We start from the raw sequence: 21,702 nt of genomic DNA, 5'->3' as shown, positions 1-21,702 counted from the left end.
GGTGGGGGCGTCGCGTTCACGGAGGGCCGGCGCGCGCCGTCCGGGTGGGCCGTGTGGCGCGCGGGGAGGGTAGGGGACGGGTGACACCGGCCGGGCCGCCGTTCCCCCGTGCCGGCGGCCCGTCGGACGTGTGTCCGAGCAGGCCGGTGTCCGGGTTGAAGTCTGCACAGCCCGCGCCGAGAGGGGTATGCGTAGAAGTACGTACGGGGATGGGATGCCGGGGCTGTGTACGCGGGGCGGAGGTCGACCGGAGAGGACACGTGGAGCTGGACAGGGCCTACGAGCACATGACGGCCGTCGCCGTGGCCGCACTGCACGAGCGGGAGCCCGCCCGGCTGTGGCCGCTGCTGTCCGGCGCTCTCGCCGACCTGTGCGGAGGCGACGCGGTCGTCCACAAACTCGAGGACTGGACCGAGAGCCAGGGCGGTTTCGGCATCACGCCGGGCGCCGCCGCAGCTCCGCTGTACCGGCTCGACGAGGCGGATCTGCGGCTGTTCCGCGCGGGTTACCCCTTCGCCCGGCACTACGCGGCCAGGGCCGACCGCACCCCGGTCAGCGCCCGCCGGGTGGCGGGCCGCGGCTGGCCGGCCAGCCGGACGGCGCACCTGCTCGGTGCGGCTCTGGACGTCGATCACGTACTGGGGGTGCCACTCCCGGGAAGCACGACCCCGGTCACGGGGTGCCTCGTGTACCGCTCGGGTACGGACTTCGGCGACGACCACCTCGTCATGGCCGAGCGCGCGCAGCCGCTGCTGGCCGCCGTCGAGCGGCAGCGGCAGTTGCTGGAGGAGTGGCGGCGGTCGCTCGGTCCGGGCGGGGCGCCGGACCAGCGGGCGGCCGACTGCGCGTTGACGCCGCGTGAGACCACGGTTCTGCTGCTGCTCACCGAGGCACTCACCGCCGACAGCATCGGCCGCCGTCTCGGCATCTCGGTCCGCACCGTGCACAAACACGTCGAGAACGTCTACCGCAAGCTCGGCACCCGCGACCGCGTCGGCACCGTACTGCGCGCCCAGCGGCTCGGCCTCATCCCGTCCCCCGCCCCGGCCGCGCCGGGACGGCGGGCCGCCCGTCGTCCCGGGCGACCGCCGGACGGAGCGGGCTAGGACGCCGCGCGGCACAGTCCGCCGGTGTCACCGACGCCGCCCCTCCAAGCGGACCGATCGGGTGCGGTCACCGCCCCTCCAAGCCGACCGAGCGGGTGCGGTCACCGGCCCGCCGCACCCGCACCCGCACCCGCTCCCGCAGCACGGCGGGAGCTCAGCCCAGGTGCCACAAGGCATACGCCACCGTGAGCAGGAGGAGTCCCGCACCTGCCATGACAGCGCCCAGGAACCGCAGATACCCGGGCGTCGCGAAAAGGGTCGGAGCCCCGCCGAGACGGCCCGCCGCCATCGACGCCTCCTCGCTCCTGCGCCGTATCCGTTCCGCTCTGCGCGTGGAGATCCCGCGCACGTCGAACGCCCAATTCGAGCCGCACCACAGGGCGACCGCGCCTCCCACGGCGAAGACGATGTAGATCACCGGAGACGGTCCGTGTGCCCCGGCGGCGAGGTACTGCATGTTCTTGGTGTCCCTTTCGTGGTTCGCCGCCTCGGGCGGTCCGGGATTCCCGTCGCGCGCCCAGGGCGCGTCGCTCGGGTACGGGCGTGAGGAGAGAACGCTCCTCCGCTCCGAGGCGTCGGTGGAGGTGTGGCAGCGTGGCCGCTGACGGTGTCCTCCTGGAATCGCTCACGTCAACCGGTCGAGAGTCGCTGTCACTTGGTCTCGCGGTCTCCCGTCGGTCAGCTCGTCCGGTTCTCAGGTCGTCCGGTTCTCAGATCGTCCGGGTCCGCGGGGCGAGGATCGATACTTTAGTGCTTCGGCGCCGGTTCGTTCACCGAGCCGGTAGGGGATGCCGACGTCCGTACGGGCAGGCCTGGAGGCAAAGGGATGCGTTGGTGGACCGGGGCGTGGATGGCTGCCGGGGCCGTGATCCTGGCAGGCTGCGGCGGGTCACCGGGTGACGGATCGTCAGGCCGGCCCCCCGGGAGCACCTCGACCGGCCCTTCGGCCGGTGCGCCGACGCACGCGTCCGGAGTCCCGTCGCCCGGCGCGTCGGCGGACCCGACCGCGAGCGCGACGCGGGGGAGCCCGTCGTGGGATCCGTCCGGGCGGGCCACCGCGCCTTCCGCGGCGGAGGCGGGTTGTGCCGCCGGGCACGTCACCGTCACCGTCGTACCCGGTGACGCCGCCGAGCGGCGGCTGTGCGTGCGGCCCGGCACCGTGGTGTCCCTCGTCCTCCGGGCACGCTCGGACGACAAGCGCTGGTCGGCCGTGGACAGCTCCGCGCCGATGTTCGTCCTGGCGTCCGGGTGGAAGACCGAGGCGGACGGCACCGCCCACGCCTCGCTGCGGTGTGCGGGCACCCGGGGCGGCACGGCCAGGGTCACCGCTCTGGCGAAGACGCCGGACGTCGCGGGCGCGGCGCGAGCCGCCTTCACGATCGACGTGAGCGTGGTCCCGTACCCGAAGGAGGGGTGACCCCGAAAACCGGGATCACCCCTCCTTCACCTCAGGGTCGGGCGCGGCCACGTCACCTCAGGGTCGGGCGCGGTCACGCACCTTGATCGAGTAGAGGCCGCGGCCGTGCGTGGCCGCGTACAGGGTGCCGCCGTCGGCGCTGAGCCTGAGCTGCAGCACGGCGACGGCGGGGAGCGAGCCGACGCGCTGCCACTTGGCCTGACCCGGTGCCCGGTAGACGACACCCAGGTCGGTGCCGACGGCCAGGCCACCGTTCGCCGTCACGACCGCCGAGTTGGTCGGCACGTCGGGAAGGTTCGCCGAGACGTCCTTCCACGTGCTGCCGCCGTCCTTGGACTCGAAGACGTGGCCGACGCCCGCGCCGGGTCCCTCGGTCCAGTGCCGGGAGAAGCCGTTGACCGCGAGGAAGACGTGGCCGGCGTTCGCGGGGTCGATGGCGAAACCGCTGAGGTAGCGGTTGGGGACCGTACCGGTGGCCGGAAGGGTGATGTCGTGCCAGCCGGTGCCGTCCGCGTTGCCGACGGAGATGCCGCGGGCGAAGCCCTGGTTGTTGCACGGGCCGCACCAGGCCGCGTACACCTTGCCGCCCGAGGCGGCGACCGCCGTGGCCGTACGACCGGCTCCGAGGTCGTACACGCTCTTCCACTCCGAGCCGCTGCGAATGGCGTAGCCGTGGGTCTGCACCCAGACGTGCCGGCCGCCCGCGACCCACGTGGAGCTGTCCTTGGCGTCGGCCGCGAGCGGCGCGATGAAGCGGGCCTCGCTGGTGGCGTTGTCGGCCGGGGCGACGTTGTAGGACGTGGCCTTGGCCGGGTCGGTGGTCCAGGAGCCGTCGTTCAGGCCGCAGTTCTGGGTGACCTGGACGGAGAGGTAGACGTACTCCTCCGCGATGTTGCAGCCGTTGGCCGGGTCGGTGAGGGTGTCGCCGCCGTCGCCCCCGAAGTTCGAGCCCATCACGCGGTCGTTGCTGCGCAGGATGGACTGGCCGTTGTCCTGGAGGCCGCCGGTGATGGAGACGCCACCGTTGTCCAGGTCCTTGCCGACGCCCACCGAGTAGTACTGGAGGGTGTCGATCGTTCCGTCGTTGAGGGACGTCCAGTCGGTCGCGTGCCCGGAGGCGTCCTGCGAGCCGTTGACGGGACGCCGGTAGGCACCGCCGTCGTTGCCGACGTACACGTAGGCCTTGCCGTGGTAGCGGCCGATCGCGACCCCGTGCTGGTCGGAGTGCGTGGTCGGGTTGCAGTCACCCGTCTGCCTGGCCGGGTCGATGCTCCAGCAGGGGAAGGTGAAGTTCCAGTACGGGCCGACCGTGGACCAGGTGCTGCCGCCGTCCCTGGACTCGTAGACCTCCTCCAGGCCCGCGTACACGTGCTTGGGGTCGGACGGGTCGACGGTGAGGAACTGGTTGTACCAGGCCTGCACACCGGGCATGTAGCCGGTGGTGGTCAGCGCCGAGCCGTCGCCGGCCAGCTGCTTGTAGTCGGCGACCTTCGTCCACGGCCCGAACGGCGAGGAGGCACTGTAGATCCCCTCCAGGCCGCTGTCCGGGTTGGACGCCATCTGCGCGGGCGACTGGTCGATGGCGTAGTAGCGCGAACCGTCGGCGGAATGCGCGAAGGTGACCGTGCCGACGTCGGCCGCGTCGGTCGGCAGGTCGCCGAAGCCGCTGGTGACGCGCTGCCAGCTGCTGCCGACCTTGGTGTAGAAGCCGTTGTAGTCGTCACCGCTGCGCCAGCCCACGGCCAGGATGACCTTCGAGGGGTCCTGGGGGTCCACGACGATGTCGTTGGTGATGTTCTTGTACGCGGCGCCGTCGTCGTTCGCCTTGGAACCGCCGGGCAGGTAGTCGGGGTTGGGCGCGAACTCCAGCTTCCAGGCTCCGCTGAGCGTCTTCGTGGAGTGGCTCCACACGCCTTCGCCGGTCGCCGCCCACACCTTGCCGCCACCGAAGCGCAGCTGTCGGACGGTGGTGCTCTCCAGCTCGTCACCGCCCACCCGGCTGCGCGTGGAGAAGGTGCCGTGGTGGGGGTGGGACAGGACGTAGACGCCGCTGCCGAGGTAGGCGTCCGAGTTGGTGTTCGCCTCGCCGGTGCCCAGCCAGAGCCGCCCGGCCCCGTCCACCGCCAGCGCGCCGGTGGACTGCGCGGGCAGCCGGTCGCTGATCGGCCGCCAGTTCCCGCCGCCGGTGCGCGAGCGCCACACGCCGCCGCCCGCGCTGCCCGCGTACACGTATCCGTCGTCGTCAGCCGCCATGGCGGCCATCCGGCCGGTCACCTTGCCCGAGCCGCCACTGGAGTTGGAGTCGATGTCGCGGTAGCGCGGATCGTCGGAGTCGTACGGGCGGTTGGTGAGGTGCCGCCAGCTGCCCTTGGTGCTCGGCAGGTTGGTCAGGCTGCGCCAGGCGGCGCCGTACGCGCCCGGCGCGACGACACCGGGTGAGGTGCGGGCCTCGGCGTACTGGTCCGCTCCCTCGGCGATCTCATCGGCCTCGTTGCCGTCGTCGCCCTCCCCCTTCAGCCTGGGGCTCGCGGCGCCCACCGAATGCTCTCGCTTCTTGGCGAGTTGAGCGAGTGCGCCGACCCCGAAGGGGCTGCCGTGGCGGCCTGGCGCGGCACTCGCGGGTATCGCCACAAGTCCTGCGGTTGCCGTGATGGCGCAGATCGTGAGCCACCGTCTCTTACGGCTTGGTGCTGGCACGAGGTCCTCCCGAACGGGCGTGGATACAGCCGTCGCGGGAGACCCGATCACGAGCGCGAGGGGCCGTCAGCGTCTTGGGGAATTCTTTGACCGGAACCTGCCACAACCGAGCATGCCGACGGGCTTCAGCCCGCCGAACCACCGATCAGCGTGCCGCGTCCCTCCCCCGGCCCGCCGCATCCTCCCTGCCTGCAAGCCGATCGGGGCTACGGCTTCGACGGGTACCGCCATCGGGCCACTCCAAGTGATCAGCCAGCAGTCCGAATTGACCAGATCCGCTGAGCCAACCGCGGCACCGGCCGGGGAGTTGATGCCGGCCGGATACGACCGGATCAAGTGGACCGAGTACCGGTGGCTGCCAGATGTCCCCACCCGAGAGCCGAACGATCCGGCTCAGGAGTCCGCCTCGGACGTGCTCAGCCAGGCCCGTGCGCTCCTGGCCGTGGCGCGCAACTGCGGGTGGTCACGCACGACCTCTCGCTGACGTGCGGCCGGCAGCCCGAGTTCGTTCAGCAGATTCAGGATGACGACCGCCCCTCGTCGCGCATCTTGTAGCCGGTGTTCAGGCAGTCCATGACATTGCGGCCGAGCCGGTCCACGGCTGCAGCCACCAACCCGTCGTACGCACCCCTCTCGTCACGAAGCCAAGGGCCCAGTTCCGGCCGGGTCATCGGATCTGTGGCGCCGACACCTTTCAGTCGTCGGCCCAGCCGATGATGTGACCCCCGACAGACGCCGCGGCGGTCAGCACGTCCTCGCGCTGCCGCTCCGGAGACGACGTGACGAGCTTCATCCGCGACAGCCGTCGCACGCCGAGCAGGCACTTCCCGCATCCGTCGTAGAGGCGGTCGAGCATGTTCAGGTCCGTACCGCGCAGGACTTCTCCGTTTCGAGAACGCAAGGTACGGAGACTTGGCGGCCACACTCAGGATGATCTTGCTCAGCCCAGGAAGCTCAGCCGCACCTGCCGATCGGGATTGTCCTTGTTCGTGTCCACCAGGCACACGGACTGCCAGGTGCCCAGTTCCAGGCGGCCGGCGATGACCGGCAGGGTCGCGTGCGGTGCGACGAGGGCCGGCAGGACGTGGTCGCGGCCGTGACCGGGGCTGCCGTGCCGGTGCTGCCAGCGGTCGTCGGCGGGGAGCAGGGTGTGCAGGGCGGCGAGAAGGTCGTCGTCGCTGCCGGCTCCCGTCTCGATGACGGCGATTCCCGCGGTGGCGTGCGGGACGAAGATGTTGAGGAGGCCGTCGCGGCCGGCCGCCGCCTCCCGCAGGAAGTCCTCGCAGTCCCCGGTGAGGTCGACGACGCGTTCCCGGGACCCGGTGGAAACGCTCAGCATTCGGGTGGTGAAGGCATCTGGCATGCTCCCATCCTGACCCATCCGCCGGATTCCACACCCCGCGGCACGACCGGCTCCGCTCCCCGTGCTCCCCCTCACCGAGACGCCGTCGACCGGCTCCGCTCCCCGCGCTGCCTCCCCGAGACGCCGTCGACCGCTCCCGGTGCCTCCTCACCGAGACGCCGTGGACCGGCACGTGTCCGACGGGGCCGCCTGCGCTCGCGATACGGCGGGCGCGGGAGAGCCGGGCGCCCAGGGAACCGGGCGGCCGAGGAGCCGGGGAGCCACGGAGCCGGAGAGCCGGGCGCCCAGGGAGCCGTGCGGCTGGGGAGTCGGGGGGGCGGGAAGATCCGTGCGGGGCCGGGTGTTGGGGGAGGCGTGAACGCAGCACACGAGGTCGAGGCGGTCGTCATCGGCGCGGGTCAGGCCGGGCTGTCCGGCGCCTACCACCTGCGCCGCGCCGGTTACCAGCCGGTCCGCGACTTCGCGGTGCTGGACCACTCCCCCGGGCCGGGTGGCGCCTGGCAGTTCCGCTGGCCGTCGCTGACCTACGGCAAGGTGCACGGGCTGCACTCGCTGCCCGGCATGGAGCTGACGGCAGCCGATCCGTCCCGGCCGTCGGCGGAGGTGGTCCGCGAGTACTTCGACCGGTACGAGCGTACCTTCGACCTGCGCGTACGGCGGCCCGTGGATGTTCGGGCGGTACGCGAGGGGGAGCACGGGCGGCTGCGGGTGGAGACCTCGGACGGTGTCTGGTCGACGCGGGCGCTGATCAATGCGACCGGCACCTGGGACCGGCCGTTCTGGCCGCGCTATGCGGGCCAGGAGACCTTCCGCGGACGGCAGTTGCACACCGCGCGGTACTCCGGTCCCGAGGAGTTCGCCGGGCTGCGGGTCGTGGTCGTCGGCGGCGGCGCCTCGGGCACCCAGCATCTGCTGGAGCTGGCCCCGTACGCGGCCGAGACCACGTGGGTGACCCGGCGGCCGCCGGTGTTCCGCGAAGGGCCCTTCGACCAGGAGGCCGGCCGGGCCGCGGTCGCGCTGGTGGAGGAACGGGTACGCCGGGGACTGCCTCCGCGCAGTGTGGTCGCGGTCACGGGACTGCCCCTCAACGACGCCGTCCGGCAGGGCCTCGCGGACGGTGTACTGGACCGCCGGCCGATGTTCGACCGGATCACCCCGGACGGTGTGGCCTGGAACGACGGCCGGCGCGTGGACGCGGATGTGATCCTGTGGGCGACCGGATTCCGGGCCGCACTCGACCACCTCGCTCCGCTGCGGCTGCGCGAGCCGGGCGGCGGCATCCGTCTCGAGGGCACCCGCGCGGTGGCCGATCCGCGTGTCCATCTCGTGGGTTACGGCCCGTCGGCCAGCACCATCGGCGCGAACCGGGCCGGTCGCGCGGCCGTCCGGGACATCAGGCGGTTGACGGCCGAGGGGCCACCGGTCGCCGCGTGACGTCCCGTCGGCTCAGCCGGCGGGCTGCGAGAAGGCCGGGGACTGCTGTGGGCTCTGGTTCTGCGCGGTGCCCTGCTGGAGCGCGTTGAACTCCGCCACGTTGCGCATGTGGGTCGCGTAGTCGTCGGTGAAGCGGGTGTCTCCCGGCTTGACCGTGACGAAGTACAGCCAGTTGCCCTGCGGCGGATTGAGGGCGGCGCGCATCGCATCCTCGCCCGGGTTGTCGATCGGCGTCGGCGGCAGGCCCACGCGCTGGTAGGAGTTGTACGGGCTCTCGACGTTGATGTCGTCCTGGGTGATGGGCGCGGTGCCGCGGTTCAGCGCGTAGTGGACGGTCGCGTCCATCTGCAGCGGCATACCGCGCTCCAGCCGGTTGGCGATGACCCGGGCGACCTTGCCCATCTCCGCCTTCTTCACGCCCTCGGCCTGGATGATGCTGGCAATGGTGATGGCCTGGTAGAGGTTCATCGGGTTGCGCTGCGCACCGGCCGCGGTCGGGGCCGCGGTGAACTTCCGCTCCGCGGTGGTGACCATGGCCCGCAGCAGGGACTCGGGTGTGGTGCCCTTCCGCAAGGGATACGTCGCGGGGTACAGGTAGCCCTCGGGGTTGCCCGCCGCCTCGCTCGGCAGCTTGAGACCGGCCTTGCCGATGGACTTGCGGGTGGTGCCCGAGGGGAGACTCAGGGCCTTGTCGACGGCGTCGTACACCTGGCTCGCACGCCAGCCCTCCGGGATGACCAGGGCGGCGGGCTTCGCCTCCTGGTGAGCGCTGCCCAGCGTCAGCAGCGGCACCGCCACGGCGGTGCCGACCACGACGGCGCCGGCCACGACGAGGGCGAGTCTGCCTCGGCGGGTCAGCCGGATCATGCTCCGTGGCGGAGTGTTCGTCTGCATGCGGGAACGGTAGTACGCATACCGCTACAAACCCGGCAAATGTTCAGTTTGGCGGCCGCTGCGTCAGCCGGCCGGTTCCAGTTGCGCATCCCGGCGCACCAGGGCCGCGTAGCGACCGTCCAGCTCCAGCAGTTCTTCGTGCGTGCCCCGCTCCGCGATGCGCCCGGCATCGAGCACCACGATCTGGTCGGCACTGCGGACGGTGGACAGCCGGTGGGCGATGGTGACCGTCGTACGGTCGGCCGAGAGGGCGTCGATGGCGTCCTGCACGGCGGCCTCGGTGCGGGTGTCGAGCGCGCTGGTGGCCTCGTCGAGGATGAGGACCGGCGGGTCGCGCAGGATGGTGCGGGCAATGGCCAGACGCTGCTTCTCTCCTCCGGAGAAGCGGTGGCCGCGTTCACCGACGATCGTGTCGTAGCCGTCGGGGAGCGCTGCTATGTGGTCGTGGATCTGTGCCGCGGCGGCCGCCGCGCGCAGTTCCTCGTCGGTGGCGTCCGGCTTCGCGAAGCGCAGGTTCTCGGCGACCGAGGCGTGGAAGAGGTAGGTCTCCTGCGAGACGACGCCGACCGCTCGGGCGAGGGTGTCGAAGTCGAGGTCGCGGACGTCCACGCCGTCCAGGGTGACGCGTCCGCCCGTGACGTCGTACAGACGGGGCACCAGACAGCCCAGCGTGGACTTGCCGGCGCCGGTCGGGCCGACGACGGCGAGACTGCCCCCGGCGGGCACGGTGACGTCGATGCCGTCGAGGACCGGGCGGGCCGTGCCGTCGGCGTCGTAGCGGAACTGCACGTCTTCGAAGCGGACTTCGCCCTTGACCCGGTCGAGGTGGACGGGCTGTTCGCGCTCGGTGATGTCGATGGGCAGGTCCAGATACTCGAAGATGCGCTGGAAGAGGGCGAGCGAGGCCTGGATCTGGACGCCGGTCGCGAGCAGGCTGACGGCCGGGCGGAACAGTCCCTGCTGGAGCGAGACGAAGGCGACGATGGTGCCGAGGGAGACCTCGGGTCCGCCGAGCTGGAGGGCGAGGCCCGCGGTCCAGTAGATGACGGCGGGCATCGCGGCCATGACGATCGTGATCACGGCCATGCGCCACCGCCCGGCCATGTTCGACTTCACTTCCAGGTCGACCAGGCGCTCGGACTCCTCGGCGAACGACGAGGTGAGGGAGTCGGATCGGCCCATGGTGCGACCCAGCAGGATGCCGCTGACGGAGAGCGACTCGGTGACGGTGGCGGCCATGGCGGCCATCTGTTTCTGCCGCTGGGTGGTGATTCTCTTGCGTTCGTTGCCGACGCGGCGGCTGATCCACACGAACACCGGCAGCAGGAGCAGCGAGACGACGGTGAGCCGCCAGTCGAGCGCGATCATGGCGACGACCGTGGCGACGACGCTGGTGGCGTTGGAGACCAGCGAGGTGGCGGTGGAGGTGACGGTGGCCTGCATGCCGCCGATGTCGTTGGCGATGCGGGACTGCACCTCGCCGGTGCGGGTGCGGGTGAAGAAGGCGAGTGACATGCGCTGCAGCCGGCCGTAGACGGCGGTGCGCAGGTCGTGCATGACACGCTGGCCGACGGTGGTCGAGATCAGCGTCTGCAGCACGCCGAGGACGCCGGCCAGGACGGCGCTGAGAATCATGCCGAGCGCGAGCAGGCTCAGCAGACCGGTGCGGCCCTGCGGGATCGCGACGTCCAGGGTCTCCCTCAGCAGGAACGGCGTGGCCACCGACACCAGGGAGGAGGCGGCGACCAGCAGGCCGACGATCGCGAGCCGCCCGCGGTAGGGACGGAACAGGTGCAGGATGCGGCGCACCTGCCGCGGCTGCTCGCCGGCGTCGGCAGGTGGGGTCCAGGAAGGTTCACGGTCGGGGTTCATGGGCTCCTACGGAATGAACGGTCGCCGGCCGGGGTGGGCCGGTGAGAACAGAACGGACCTTAGCTCATTGTTACCTATACTCACAATGAACGGCATCCTGATATTGTTCCCGCATGACCACCCCCGATCCGGACGGCCCGCTCGCCGAGCAGTTGCTGCGGCTGACCCGCCGGGTGCACAGGATCCAGAAGCGCCATCTGCAACAGCGCGACCTGGGCGTCACCCCGGCCCAGTCCCGCCTGCTGCGCACCCTCGCGCACTACGGCTCGCCCCCGCGCATGGCCGACCTCGCCGAGCACCTGGAGGTCGTGCCCCGTGCGGTGACGACGCTGGTGGACGGCCTGGAGGCGAGCGGCAAGGTGCGGCGGGTGCCGGACCCGGCGAACCGGCGCGTGACCCGGATCGAGCTGACGGACGAGGGGCGCTCGACCCTGGCCGAGGTGCGCGGCGCACGCCGCTCGGCGGCCGAGGAGATACTCGCTCCGCTGACGGAGAAGGAGCGCCAGGTGCTCGGCGTGCTGTTGGACACGCTGGTCGGCGGGGACGCACCCAAGCACTGCTGAACGGTCCCGACCCCGCCCCGGAAGAGTCGGAGCGGAGGCCGGGGGCGGAGGACCGCACACCGCCCCCCGCTCCCCCGGGTCAGCAGCGGCGGCGGTCGCGCGTGAGCGTTCCCTGGACCGTGGTCAGCGTGCGGTCGTAGCACCCGCCGGAGCCGTACAGCCGGTATCTCTCGCTCGACGTGCCCACCGCGTGCCGCTGGTCGCGCGGGACGTCGAGCGTGTACGTGGCGTCGCCGCGGTAGGTGTCGTCGGACCGGGACCACGCGGTGCGCCGGCCGTCGCGCCGCTCCACGACCGAGGCGCGGTCGCCGAGGGTCAGCGTGGTGCGCAGCCGGTGGTCCGAGCCGATGGTCGTGGCGCCGTTCATGGTGTAGGTGCGGTGCGTGCGGGTCGTGCGCGCGGGGCCGTGTCCGCCGACGGTGACCGTTTCGTCGTCGGTCCAGGTCGCGTCGAGCCCGTCCGTGGTCTCGCCGTCGGTCCAGCGGTGGGCCGAGGTGTTGGCGAGGGTCCGGCTGACGGTGGTGGTCACCCGGCCGTGCGAGGTGTCGAGGTAACCGGAGACGCTGAGCCGGTGCCCGGCATCGGTGTCCACGCGGTTGACCGGACCGGGCGTGAAGGTGGAGGAGTTGGCGAGGTCCGGCGCGCTGTCCGCGGTCAGCGCGCCGGTGACGTGCGCACGGTGCGCGTCCCGCCAGACCAGGACGTTCACCGGTGCGCTCCAGCCGGACCCGCCCGCGGGCACGCCGGCGACGGAGACCTCGACGCGGTGTGGACGGCCGTCGTTCAGGAGACCGGCGAAGGGCGTCAGGTCGTACTCGATCGGACGCACGTCGAAGGCGCGGGGCGCCGGGAGCACGTACCAGAGGAAGGGGTTCGACCAGCCGCCGGTCCAGACGTCAGGGAAGGGCGCGGCGATGCCCGCCGGCCGGCCGTCGACACTGATCTGCACCTCGCGGTAGGGCCCGTGGTCGGCCTTGCAGGAGTAGGCCGCCGGCTCGGCCACGGTCAGGTACCAGAACTCCTCGCAGCCGCCGCCCGATCCGGTCGCGTACACCTCGGCGACGATCCGCTCGCTGTTGCGGGGGGTGGTGAGGGTCGTGCCCTCGGGCGTGTCGGCGAGGGTGAGGACACGGTCGGGCGCGGGGCTCTTGGGGCGGCCCGCGTAGAAGGTCAGGGTGACGTGCACGTCGATGATCCCGGTGTAGGTGTCGTCGACGACGTTCCCGATGAGCATCTCGACGTCCCGCGCCGCGCGGAAGGTGTCGCCGTATCGGGTGACGTCCTTCTCGACGTGCCACTCGACACCGTCGGGTGAGGGCTCCGGTGTCGAGGTGCGCAGGATCTCGACCCCGCCGACGTGCAGATAGCCGAGCCGGTCGTACTGGCGGCCCTTGACCGTGCCGTCCAGCCGCAGGACCACCTTGCTCCAGTGGTCGCCGCAGCCCTTCGGCGGGGTGTACGCGCCCCGGTAGGGGGTGAAGTCGCGGAACCGGGCGTCGGCGAGGGTGACCCGGCAGGATCTGGTGTGCGGCCGGTCGGGCGGCGGCGCCGCGGTCACCGGGTCGTGCCAGTCGGTGCCGAACTCGGCGGGGACGTCCACCGCGTGCGCGGCAGGGGCCCCGCTGCCGGACCCGGCAGGCACGTCCGCCGCGTGCGCGGGAGGGGCTCCGCTGCCGGACCCGGCAGGCACGTCCGCCGCGTGCGCGGGAGGGGCTCCGGTGCCGAGCAGCGTGCCCGCCAGGAGGGCCGCCCCGGAGAGCATGGACATGACGATCCGTCTTCTCATGGCCGGTGTTCTACGGCGCGCCGGCCCCCCGCCGCAACGGGCAGACCGGCCGAAAGGCGCGGCGCTGACGGGACTTGGGGACCGGCGGCCGCATTGCCCCGTGCGGGTGTGCGACGACGCCACAAGCAGTGCACATTCAGTGTGATAAGCACACCTTGCTGACATAGTGCCGACATGGAGATCACCAAGGGGTCACGCACGCGATCGGCACACCGACATCCCCGGCAGGTGCGTCTCCGTCACATCCCGCGCACCCGCCGCGCGGTGTGGGCCCTCGCCCTCGCCGGCACGGTCACCGGCGCCGCCGTGCTCGCCGGCGTTCTCCCGCACGGGTCCCACCGCCCGCCCACCCCCGGCCCGGCCGCCTCGTCGGGTCCCGCCCCGGCGCCCGGCGCCCGGGGCGTCGGCGACCCGCTGATGCCACTCGCCGGCAACGGCGGCTACACGGTCCGCCGGTACGCGCTCGACTTCGACTGGCAGGCACCACGGACGCCGTTCGCCGCCGACGCCGTCGTCAGCGCCACCGCGACGCAGCCCCTGTCCCGCTTCGACCTGGACTTCGCCGGCAACACGCTGCACCGGGTCACGGTCGACGGCGTGCGGGCCGCCGCCGTACGCGACGGCGACGAACTCGTCGTCACCCCCGCGAGGCCGATCGCTCGCGGCGGCGCGTTCACCGTCCGCGTCGAGTACACCGCCGATCCGACGCAACGGCGGCACCGCGACGACGCGATCCAGGACTACGGCTGGGTGCCCACGTCCGACGGCACCGTGGTCTGCGCTCAGCCCGACGGCGCGAAAATGATCTTCCCGGTGAACGACCACCCGAGCCTGCGGGCCCCGGTGACCTTCCGCATCACCACCCCCGCGGGACTCGGCGCGGTGGCCAACGGCCGGCTCGTCGACCGGGTCCGGCGACCCGACGGACGCACCCGGTGGACCTACGACTCCGAGCAGCCGATCGCCGCGCAGCTGGTCCAGCTGGCGATCGGCCGGTTCGCGTTCGTCGACGGCACCGGCCCGCACGGGCTGCCCGTCCGGGACGTCGTCGCCGAGGATCTGGTCGAGGACACCGCGGCCTACCGCTCGCTCACCCCGGACCACCTGGCCTGGCTGGAACAGCGACTCGGGCCCTACCCGTTCCGCCGCTACGGCGTGCTGGTGGGCGACACCGAGCTGCCCGTGGCACTGGAGACGCAGTCGCTGTCCGTGGTGCCGAAGGAGGACCTGCTGGGCGACCGGGTCGACGCCGAACGCAACCTCGTGCACGAACTGACACACCATTGGACGGGTGACAGTGTCGCCATCCGACGCTGGTCCGACCTGTGGCTGAGCGAGGGTCACGCCCGTTTCTACGAACGGCTGTACTCCGACGAGCACGGCGGCGTCAGCCTGGAGTCCGCGATGCGCGCGGCCTACGAGCAGCACGACCAGTGGCGGCACGACGAGGGAGCGCCCGCCGAGCCCACGGAGCCGACGCTGTTCAAGGTGATGCGCTACGACGGCTCGGCCCTGGTGCTGTTCGCGCTGCGGGAGAAGGTCGGCGCCGAGACCTTCGGCAGGATCGAGCGGTCCTGGGTGACGAAGTACCGGGGCCGGGCGGCCGGAACCGGGGACTTCGTCGCGCTGGCGTCCCAGGTCGCGGGTGAGGATCTGAAACCCTTTCTGACGCCGTGGCTGTACGGGCCGGACACCCCGCCGATGCCGGGTCACCCCGACTGGCAGGTGGACCCGGTCGAGGACTGAGCCGCACGCCGCCGACCGAGTGGCCTCTGGCCGGTCGCTCGGCCACCCCGGTGACCCTTGGCGCGACGTGGCGCGCCAAGCACGGAAACGTACCAGGGGTGGCGTCCAGGACAACTCCCTTTGTCCTGGTGGTGACGAGCATGTCTGGAGAACCGTGCAAATGAGAAGACCGGCCACCCCACGTGTTCCCGACGCCCTCCGCGGGTACCGCCGAACGGCTTGCGTGATCGCGTCGGCGGCGGTGCTGGCACCGCTGCTGCTCATCCCGATGTCCGGCGAGGACGGATCACCGGAGCAGCGGCTGCAGGACGCCTTCGAGGACGCCGCCCGCGAGTACCACGTGCCGCGCAGCGTGGTCATGAGCGTGTCCTACGTGCAGACGCGCTGGGACGCCCATCCCGGCTCCCCCAGCGTCGCCGGCGGCTACGGGCCGATGCACCTGCTGGACACCGCCCGGCTCCGTCCCCCGGCCGCGGCGGCCGGACCGCTGACCCCGCCCGACCTCGACACCCGGCCGGCCAAGGGGAAGGCGAAGGCAGCTCCCGTGCCGCAGGACGAGGCCACCGTCGACCACGCCGTGCGGCCCGCGGACCTGGAGCGCGCCGCGCAGCTCATCCAGGTCCCGGCCGTACGCCTGCGGACGGACGCCGTCGCCAACGTCCGAGGCGGCGCCGCACTGCTCGCGGCCCTGCAACGGCAGCTCGGCAAGCCCCTGAGCGAGAACCCGGCGGACTGGTGGGAGACGGTGAAGCGCTACCCGGGCACGCCTGACATCACGTCGGCGGCGACCTACGCGAACGACGTCTTCGAGGTGATCCGCAAGGGGGCGCGGCGCACCACGGCCGAGGGACAGCACGTCACCCTCCCCCCCAGCCCCGGCGTACGCCCGCACATCGCCACCCCCCAGCCGGCACGCCCGTCCAAGGACGTCGAGTGCCCCGCGGAGCTGTCCTGCGACTGGCTCAGCGCGCCGTACGAACAGATCGACGACGACGGCGCGTACGGCAACCACGACCTCGCCGACCGGCCCAGCGACCAGAAGATCGAGTACATCGTCATCCACGACACCGAGGCGAAGCTGCCCCGCATGTTCGACACGGTGCAGGATCCGACGGAGGCCTCGTGGCACTACTCGATCCGCTCCAGTGACGGTCACGTCACCCAGCACGTCAAGACCAAGGACGAGGCCTGGCACTCCGGCAGCCAGTTCGTGAACGCCCGCTCCATCGGCATCGAGCACGAGGGCTTCCTCACCCAGCCCGGCACCTGGTACACGGAACAGATGTACCAGGCCTCGGCCCGCCTGGTGCGATACCTGGCGAAACGTTACGCCATCCCACTCGACCGGCAGCACATCTTCGGCCACGACAACGTGCCGTCGCCGACCGCCGACAGCATCCCCGACATGCACGACGACCCCGGCCCGTTCTGGGACTGGCGGCACTACTTCGACCTTCTCGGCGCGCCACTGCGGGCAACCGCGGGCCCGAACAGCGACATGGTGACGATCCTGCCGGACTACTCCACCCACAAGCCTCCGTTCACGGGATGCACCGGCAGCGGCCGGCCGTGTCCGGCGCACGGCTCCAGCGCCGTCCGCCTCCACACGGCCCCCGACGAGAACGCCCCGCTGATCCAGGACCCGGGCCGCAAGCCCGACGGCGACCCCTCCACGGTCGACGTCAACGACCTGGGGTCGCGCGTCTCCGCCGGCCAGACCTTCGCCGTCGCCGGGCGCAGCGGCGACTGGACGGCGATCTGGTTCCAGGGGAACAAGGCCTGGTTCAAGAACCCGAAGAAGCACCTGACCGCCGTCGGTGCCGCGGGCCGCATGGTGACGCCGAAGGAGGGACTGAACGAGGTCCCGGTGTACGGGCGTGCCCTCCCGGAACCGGAAGCCTTCCCCGAGGACGTGGAGGAGCCGAGCGACTCCCCGCTCCCCTACCGCTTCACGGCGGGCCAGCGGTACGTGACGCAGGACCGCCTTGGCGGTTCGTACGTCGACAGGTCGTCCTTCGGCGACACACCCGAGCCCGTGATCAAGGGGCAGGAGGGTTATTACGAGATCCAGTTCGGCCACCGGCTCGCCTACGTCCGAGCGAGTGACGTGGACGTACTGGCCGCACCCGCCGTGGCCGGGCCGCCCGCGGCACCGGAGAACCCGCCGGCCGGGCGCTAGCCGGCAGGTCCCACCCGACCGACCGGCCGACCTCACCCGCCCGCCCGGCTTCACCCGCCCGGTCCCATCCGACCGGGCAGCCCCACCTGGCCGGACGGTCCCGCCTGACCTGACGATCCCGCCTCACCGCCGGTCCCACCGTCAGGCCGGTCCCACCCGAGCCCCGGTCCCACCGGCCGGAGGTTCCCCCCCTGGGCCGCCTGGTCCTGCTCGGGCGGATGCCGGCCGGCCGTCCTGCCCCGCCCGTCCAGCCCGCTCCCCGTTCCTCCCGTCCGGCCCGTTCCTCCCGTCGCGCGTGTTCCTCCCGTCGCGCGTGTTCCTCCCGCCCGATGTCGCGGAAGCCCGCCGTCCTCGCTGACTCCCGCCGAGCCCGCCGAGCCCGCCGAGCCCGTCTCTGCCGCCGGATCCCCCCGGCCGCGCCCGTTCCGCATCCGGCGGCCGGGGCGCGGGCCGGGCCGTACGGGCGCGCGGGCACTTCCCGGCCTCCTCGCGGACGCCGGCACGGGACGAGGTGCCGCTCGGGTGGTCCGTGTGCCGCGCCCTCCTGTCGTCCGGGGACGCACAGGCGTGTCCGTCCCGCTGCTACGGCGGCCCGGCCGGGACGGGAAGTCGGCCCTGCGGCCGGGAGGACGTTTCCGTGGCCGGAAGTCGGCGGACGGGGCCGGACGTCCGGGAAAACCGTTTGAAATTGTCCCCTCTGCGACGCGAACCTTTCACGGCTTGCTGCCCCTCACCGCCGTTTTCCCTCCCCTCTGACACGAGCCGCTGGGACGTCATGCAGATCCAAGACCTTCCGTACTCCGATCCGGGCGTGCCCGACGCACGTTCCGGTCCTCGCCTGCTGTGGTGGCTCTGGCGCAATCAGACGGGCGGTCAGCTGAAGGCCCTCGCCTGGGGCCTTCTGCACTTCGTCGCCGTCTCAGCCCTGCCCTTCTGCGTCGGCCTCGCCGTCCAGGCCGTCGTCGACCGCTCCGGCACCCGGCTGGCCCTGACGGGTGGTCTGCTGCTGATGTGCGGCACGGGCGTCGCGGTCGGCGACACCTTTTTGCACCGGGCCGCCGTCACCAACTGGATCACCGCCGCCGCCCGCCTCCAGCAACTGCTCGCCCGCAAGGCGGCCCGGCTGGGCTCCACTCTGACCCGGCGGGTCGCCGCCGGTGAGGTGGTGGCCGTGTCCACCGGTGACGTGGAGAAGATCGGCTGGTTCGTCGAAGCGGTGTCCCGGTTCACCGCGGCCGCGCTGACCGTCGTCGTGGTCTGTGCCGCCCTCCTCGTCTATCAGCCCGCCCTGGGCGCCGTGGTCGCCCTCGGACTGCCGGTCGTGGCGCTCGCGGTGCTGCCGCTGCTGCCCCGCGCCACCCGCCGTGCCGACGCGCAGCGCGAGAAGGCGGGCCGGGCCACCGAACTGGCGTCGGACACGGTCGCCGGGCTACGCGTGCTGCGCGGCATCGGCGGCGAGGACCTGTTCCTCGACCGCTACCGCCGGGCCTCGCAGGAGGTACGGCAGGCCGCCGTGCGCAGCGCCCGGATGTGGTCGCTGATCTCCGCCATCCAGGTGCTGCTGCCCGGGCTGCTGTTGATCGCGGTCGTCTGGCACGGCGTCCACCTCGCCCGCCAGGGCCGGATCTCGGTCGGTGAACTCGTCACCGTGTACAGCGCGGTGATGATCCTGAACTACCCGTTGCGCCATTTCGAAGAGATCGCGATGGCCTACTCCTTCTCCCGGCCCTCGGCCACCCGGGCCGCGCGGGTGCTGTCGCTGCAGCGGTCCACGGCAACCGACGGCACCCGCTCCGCCGAGGTCCCGGGCGGTGACCTGTACGACCCCGGCACCGGTCTGCTCGCCGCCGCCGGCCGGCTCACCGCGGTGGTCTGCGGCGACCCGGACGCGGCGGGCAGGCTCGCGGAGCGGCTGGGCGGCCACCCCGCCGAACCGGACCACGCGGTGCCGTCCGGACCGGGCCGCTCGGTGCTGCTGGGCGGGGTGCCCCTGGACGAACTGCCCCTGAACAGTGCCCGCAGCGCCGTCCTGGTCCAGGACAAGGACCCGGTGCTGCTCTCCGGCACCCTGCGCGAGCTGCTCGACGTGCCCGCATCCGGTGCCGTACGGGCCGCGGACGCGCTGGCGGCCGCGCAGTGCGAGGACGTGCTGGACGCGCTCGTCCAGGGATCGGTGGACGCCGCCGACCCGATGGACGCCCGTATCACCGAGCGCGGGCGTTCCCTCTCCGGAGGCCAGCGCCAGCGGCTCGCCCTGGCCCGCTCACTGATCACCGACCCGGAGGTGCTGGTGCTGGACGAGCCCACCTCCGCGGTCGACTCGCACACCGAGGCACGGATCGCGGAGGGGCTGCGCCGACTGCGCTCGGGGCGGACGACGGTGGTGTTCACCTCCTCGCCGCTGCTGCTCGACCGGGCGGACCGGGTCGCGCTGGTGCACGAGGGCGCGGTCGTGGCGACCGGAGCGCACCGTGAACTGCTCGACGCCGAGCCGAGATACCGGGCCGTGGTGACACGCGAGACCGACACGGAACGGGCCATGGCGACGCACGGGAGCGAACAGGAGCCGGCCATGGCGACGCACGAGACCGACACGGAACGGGCCATGGCGACGCACGGGAGCGAACAGGAGCCGGCCATGGCGACGCACGAGACCGACGCGCAACGGGCCATGGCGACCCGCGGGAACGGACAGGAGCCCGCCGTCACCGGCGTGGCTGCGGACCTGTCGGACGAGGACGCCCTTCTGAGTGCCCTCGGTGAACTCGAAGAGATCGAGGAGAGCGCATGATCGGCGTTGCGCCACCGGCGTACGACCCGGCGGCCCCGACGACCGCCACCACCCTGCCCGTCGGAGGGGCCGCGACCGTACGCGACTACGTCGCCGAGCTGTTCCGCCGGCACCGGCGCGCCTTCCTGCTGCTCATCGCCGTCAACACGGTGTCCGTGATCGCCTCCATGGTGGGCCCGTACCTCCTCGGCGACCTGGTCGAGCGGGTGTCGGACGGGTCGGAAGACCTTCGTCTCGGCCTGGTCTCCGGGGTGTTCGTACTCGCCCTGGCCGTGCAGGCGCTGTTCGTCCGGCAGGTGCGGCTGCGCGGCGCGATGCTCGGTGAATGGATGCTCGCCGACCTGCGCGAGGACTTCCTCGTCCGGTCGGTGGGGCTCCCGCCGGGCGTGCTGGAACGAGCGGGCACCGGTGATCTGCTCTCCCGCATCACGACCGACATCGACCGCCTGGCCAACGCCATGCGCGAGGCCGTACCGCAGCTGGCGATCGGTGTCGTGTGGGCCCTGCTGCTGCTCGGCGGGCTCGTCCTGACGGCCCCGCCGCTGGCGGCCGCCGTCCTGGTCGCCGTTCCGGTGCTGGTGGCCGGATGCCGCTGGTACTTCAAGCGGGCACCCTCGGGCTACCGCTCCGAGTCCGCCGGGTACGCCGCCGTGGCCGCCGCGCTCGCCGAGACCGTGGACGCCGGCCACACCGTCGAGGCGCACCGCCTCGGCGCCCGCCGTATCGCTCTGTCGGAGCGGCGGATCAAGGAGTGGACGGCCTGGGAGCGCTACACCCTCTGGCTTCGGTCCGTGCTCTTCCCCGTCATCAACGCCGTCCACATCCTCGTGCTCGGCTCGGTCCTGATGGTCGGCGGGGTGTTCGTGCTGCAGGGCTGGATCGGGGTGGGCCAGCTGACCACCGGTGCGCTGGTCGCGCAGATGCTCGTCGACCCGGTGAACCTGATCCTGCGCTGGTACGACGAGGTGCAGGTGGCCCAGGTGTCGCTGGCCCGGCTGGTCGGTGTGCGCGAGGTCGAGCCGGACGCCGGGGACGGCTCGCTGGCCCCCGCGGGGCGGGACGTGCGCGCCGACCGGGTGCACTTCGGCTACCGCGAGGGCGTCGACGTGCTGCGCAAGGTCTCCCTGGACGTCGCGCCCGGCACTCGGCTCGCCCTGGTGGGTCCCTCGGGAGCGGGCAAGTCCACCCTGGGCAGACTGCTCGCCGGGATCTACGCGCCCAGGGACGGCCGGATCACCCTGGGCGGGGCGGAGCTGTCCCGGATGCCCGCCGAACGCGTCCGCTCGCACGTCGCCCTGGTCAACCAGGAGCACCACGTGTTCGTGGGCTCGCTGCGCGACAACCTCCTGCTGGCCCGGACCGGCGCGGCGGACGCCGAGCTGTGGGCGGCCCTCGGAGCGGTCGACGCGGACGCCTGGGCGCGGGCGCTGGACGACGGCCTGGACACCGAGGTCGGCTCCGGCGGCCTCGCGCTGACCCCGGCGCAGGCCCAGCAGATCGCGCTGGCCCGGCTGGTGCTGGCCGACCCGCACACGCTGGTCCTGGACGAGGCGACCTCGCTGCTCGACCCGCGCGCGGCACGGCACCTGGAGCGCTCCCTGGCCCGTGTCCTGGACGGCCGCACCGTGGTCGCCATCGCCCATCGACTGCACACCGCGCACGACGCCGATGTCATCGCCGTGGTGGAGAGCGGCCGCATCAGCGAGCTGGGCAGTCACGAGGAACTGGTGGCGGCGGACGGCGCCTACGCGGCGCTGTGGCGGTCCTGGCACGGCTGAGACCGCGCCGGGCGCCTGCGGCGGTCCTGCTCCGGGCGCGCGCGCGGCCGCCGCGCCGGGCCGGCCCCGGCCCCCC

The 21,702-nt window shown here is 72.4% G+C and carries 14 protein-coding genes and 1 pseudogene; 8 read left to right on the top strand and 7 right to left on the bottom strand.

Translation table 11 applies throughout. The features are described from left to right. Nucleotides 1–260: 260 nt before the first annotated feature. Nucleotides 261–1,106, top strand: a complete 846-nt coding sequence (locus ABVB68_RS28415) for a helix-turn-helix transcriptional regulator (protein ID WP_353604014.1) — start codon at nt 261–263, stop codon at nt 1,104–1,106. A gap of 154 nt (nt 1,107–1,260) precedes the next feature. Here the strand turns inward: ABVB68_RS28415 and ABVB68_RS28410 are convergent, their stop codons facing one another. Further along, the gene (locus ABVB68_RS28410; protein ID WP_353604013.1) at nt 1,261–1,563 is read right to left on the bottom strand and encodes a hypothetical protein; all 303 of its coding nucleotides are present in this window, start codon (nt 1,561–1,563) and stop codon (nt 1,261–1,263) included. 687 nt (nt 1,564–2,250) lie between these two features. Here ABVB68_RS28410 and ABVB68_RS28405 point away from each other — a divergent pair. Beyond that, nucleotides 2,251–2,523, top strand: a complete 273-nt coding sequence (locus ABVB68_RS28405; protein WP_353604012.1) for an acetyl-CoA synthetase — start codon at nt 2,251–2,253, stop codon at nt 2,521–2,523. Between the two features lie 57 nt (nt 2,524–2,580). Here ABVB68_RS28405 and ABVB68_RS28400 read toward each other — a convergent pair whose 3' ends face one another. The 3 genes from ABVB68_RS28400 to ABVB68_RS28390 form a co-directional block, all read right to left on the bottom strand. Further along, the gene (locus ABVB68_RS28400) at nt 2,581–5,220 is read right to left on the bottom strand and encodes a WD40/YVTN/BNR-like repeat-containing protein (protein WP_353604011.1); all 2,640 of its coding nucleotides are present in this window, start codon (nt 5,218–5,220) and stop codon (nt 2,581–2,583) included. Nucleotides 5,221–5,914: 694 nt separating this feature from the next. Further along, nucleotides 5,915–6,121: an integrase gene (locus tag ABVB68_RS28395; RefSeq protein WP_353604010.1), complete on the bottom strand. Its 207-nt coding sequence runs from the start codon at nt 6,119–6,121 to the stop codon at nt 5,915–5,917. 39 nt (nt 6,122–6,160) lie between these two features. Beyond that, nucleotides 6,161–6,583 (bottom strand): secondary thiamine-phosphate synthase enzyme YjbQ, encoded by a 423-nt coding sequence (locus ABVB68_RS28390; protein ID WP_353604009.1) that lies wholly within the window; start codon nt 6,581–6,583, stop codon nt 6,161–6,163. A gap of 354 nt (nt 6,584–6,937) precedes the next feature. On the opposite strand from ABVB68_RS28390, the gene ABVB68_RS28385 reads away from it, so the two are divergent. Then, nucleotides 6,938–8,017 carry an NAD(P)-binding domain-containing protein gene (locus ABVB68_RS28385; RefSeq protein WP_353604008.1) on the top strand — a complete coding sequence of 360 codons (1,080 nt, stop codon included), beginning with the start codon at nt 6,938–6,940 and terminating at the stop codon, nt 8,015–8,017. A gap of 12 nt (nt 8,018–8,029) precedes the next feature. On the opposite strand, the gene mltG is transcribed toward ABVB68_RS28385, so the two are convergent. Both mltG and ABVB68_RS28375 read right to left on the bottom strand, forming a co-directional pair. Next, nucleotides 8,030–8,911, bottom strand: a complete 882-nt coding sequence (gene mltG, locus ABVB68_RS28380) for an endolytic transglycosylase MltG (protein ID WP_353604007.1) — start codon at nt 8,909–8,911, stop codon at nt 8,030–8,032. 63 nt (nt 8,912–8,974) lie between these two features. Then, complete coding sequence (locus ABVB68_RS28375) at nt 8,975–10,783, bottom strand: ABC transporter ATP-binding protein (RefSeq protein WP_353604006.1); 1,809 nt, start codon at nt 10,781–10,783, stop codon at nt 8,975–8,977. 113 nt (nt 10,784–10,896) lie between these two features. On the opposite strand from ABVB68_RS28375, the gene ABVB68_RS28370 reads away from it, so the two are divergent. Continuing rightward, nucleotides 10,897–11,346 carry a MarR family winged helix-turn-helix transcriptional regulator gene (locus tag ABVB68_RS28370; RefSeq protein WP_353604005.1) on the top strand — a complete coding sequence of 150 codons (450 nt, stop codon included), beginning with the start codon at nt 10,897–10,899 and terminating at the stop codon, nt 11,344–11,346. A 79-nt stretch (nt 11,347–11,425) separates the two neighbouring features. Here ABVB68_RS28370 and ABVB68_RS28365 read toward each other — a convergent pair whose 3' ends face one another. Further along, a complete protein-coding gene (locus ABVB68_RS28365; RefSeq protein ID WP_353604004.1) occupies nt 11,426–13,132 on the bottom strand; it encodes a peptide-N4-asparagine amidase in 1,707 nt (568 codons plus the stop codon). A gap of 228 nt (nt 13,133–13,360) precedes the next feature. On the opposite strand from ABVB68_RS28365, the gene ABVB68_RS28360 reads away from it, so the two are divergent. From ABVB68_RS28360 to ABVB68_RS28345, 4 genes and pseudogenes are all read left to right on the top strand, one after another. After that, a complete protein-coding gene (locus ABVB68_RS28360; protein ID WP_353604003.1) occupies nt 13,361–14,878 on the top strand; it encodes a M1 family metallopeptidase in 1,518 nt (505 codons plus the stop codon). Between the two features lie 160 nt (nt 14,879–15,038). After that, nucleotides 15,039–17,057 carry an N-acetylmuramoyl-L-alanine amidase gene (locus ABVB68_RS28355; RefSeq protein WP_503006308.1) on the top strand — a complete coding sequence of 673 codons (2,019 nt, stop codon included), beginning with the start codon at nt 15,039–15,041 and terminating at the stop codon, nt 17,055–17,057. Nucleotides 17,058–17,832: 775 nt separating this feature from the next. Then, nucleotides 17,833–19,599, top strand: a pseudogene (locus ABVB68_RS28350) (ABC transporter transmembrane domain-containing protein); the annotation flags it as partial. Between the two features lie 245 nt (nt 19,600–19,844). Further along, entirely contained in the window at nt 19,845–21,626 is a 1,782-nt protein-coding gene (locus tag ABVB68_RS28345; protein WP_353604000.1) for an ABC transporter ATP-binding protein, read from the top strand. The last annotated feature ends 76 nt before the right edge of the window (nt 21,627–21,702 follow it).

The organism is Streptomyces sp. NPDC096012 (assembly GCF_040426375.1).
Classification (GTDB): Bacteria; Actinomycetota; Actinomycetes; order Streptomycetales; family Streptomycetaceae; genus Streptomyces.
The sequence above is the reverse complement of the archived record's forward strand: the minus strand, read 5'-3'. Positions and strand labels throughout refer to the sequence as shown.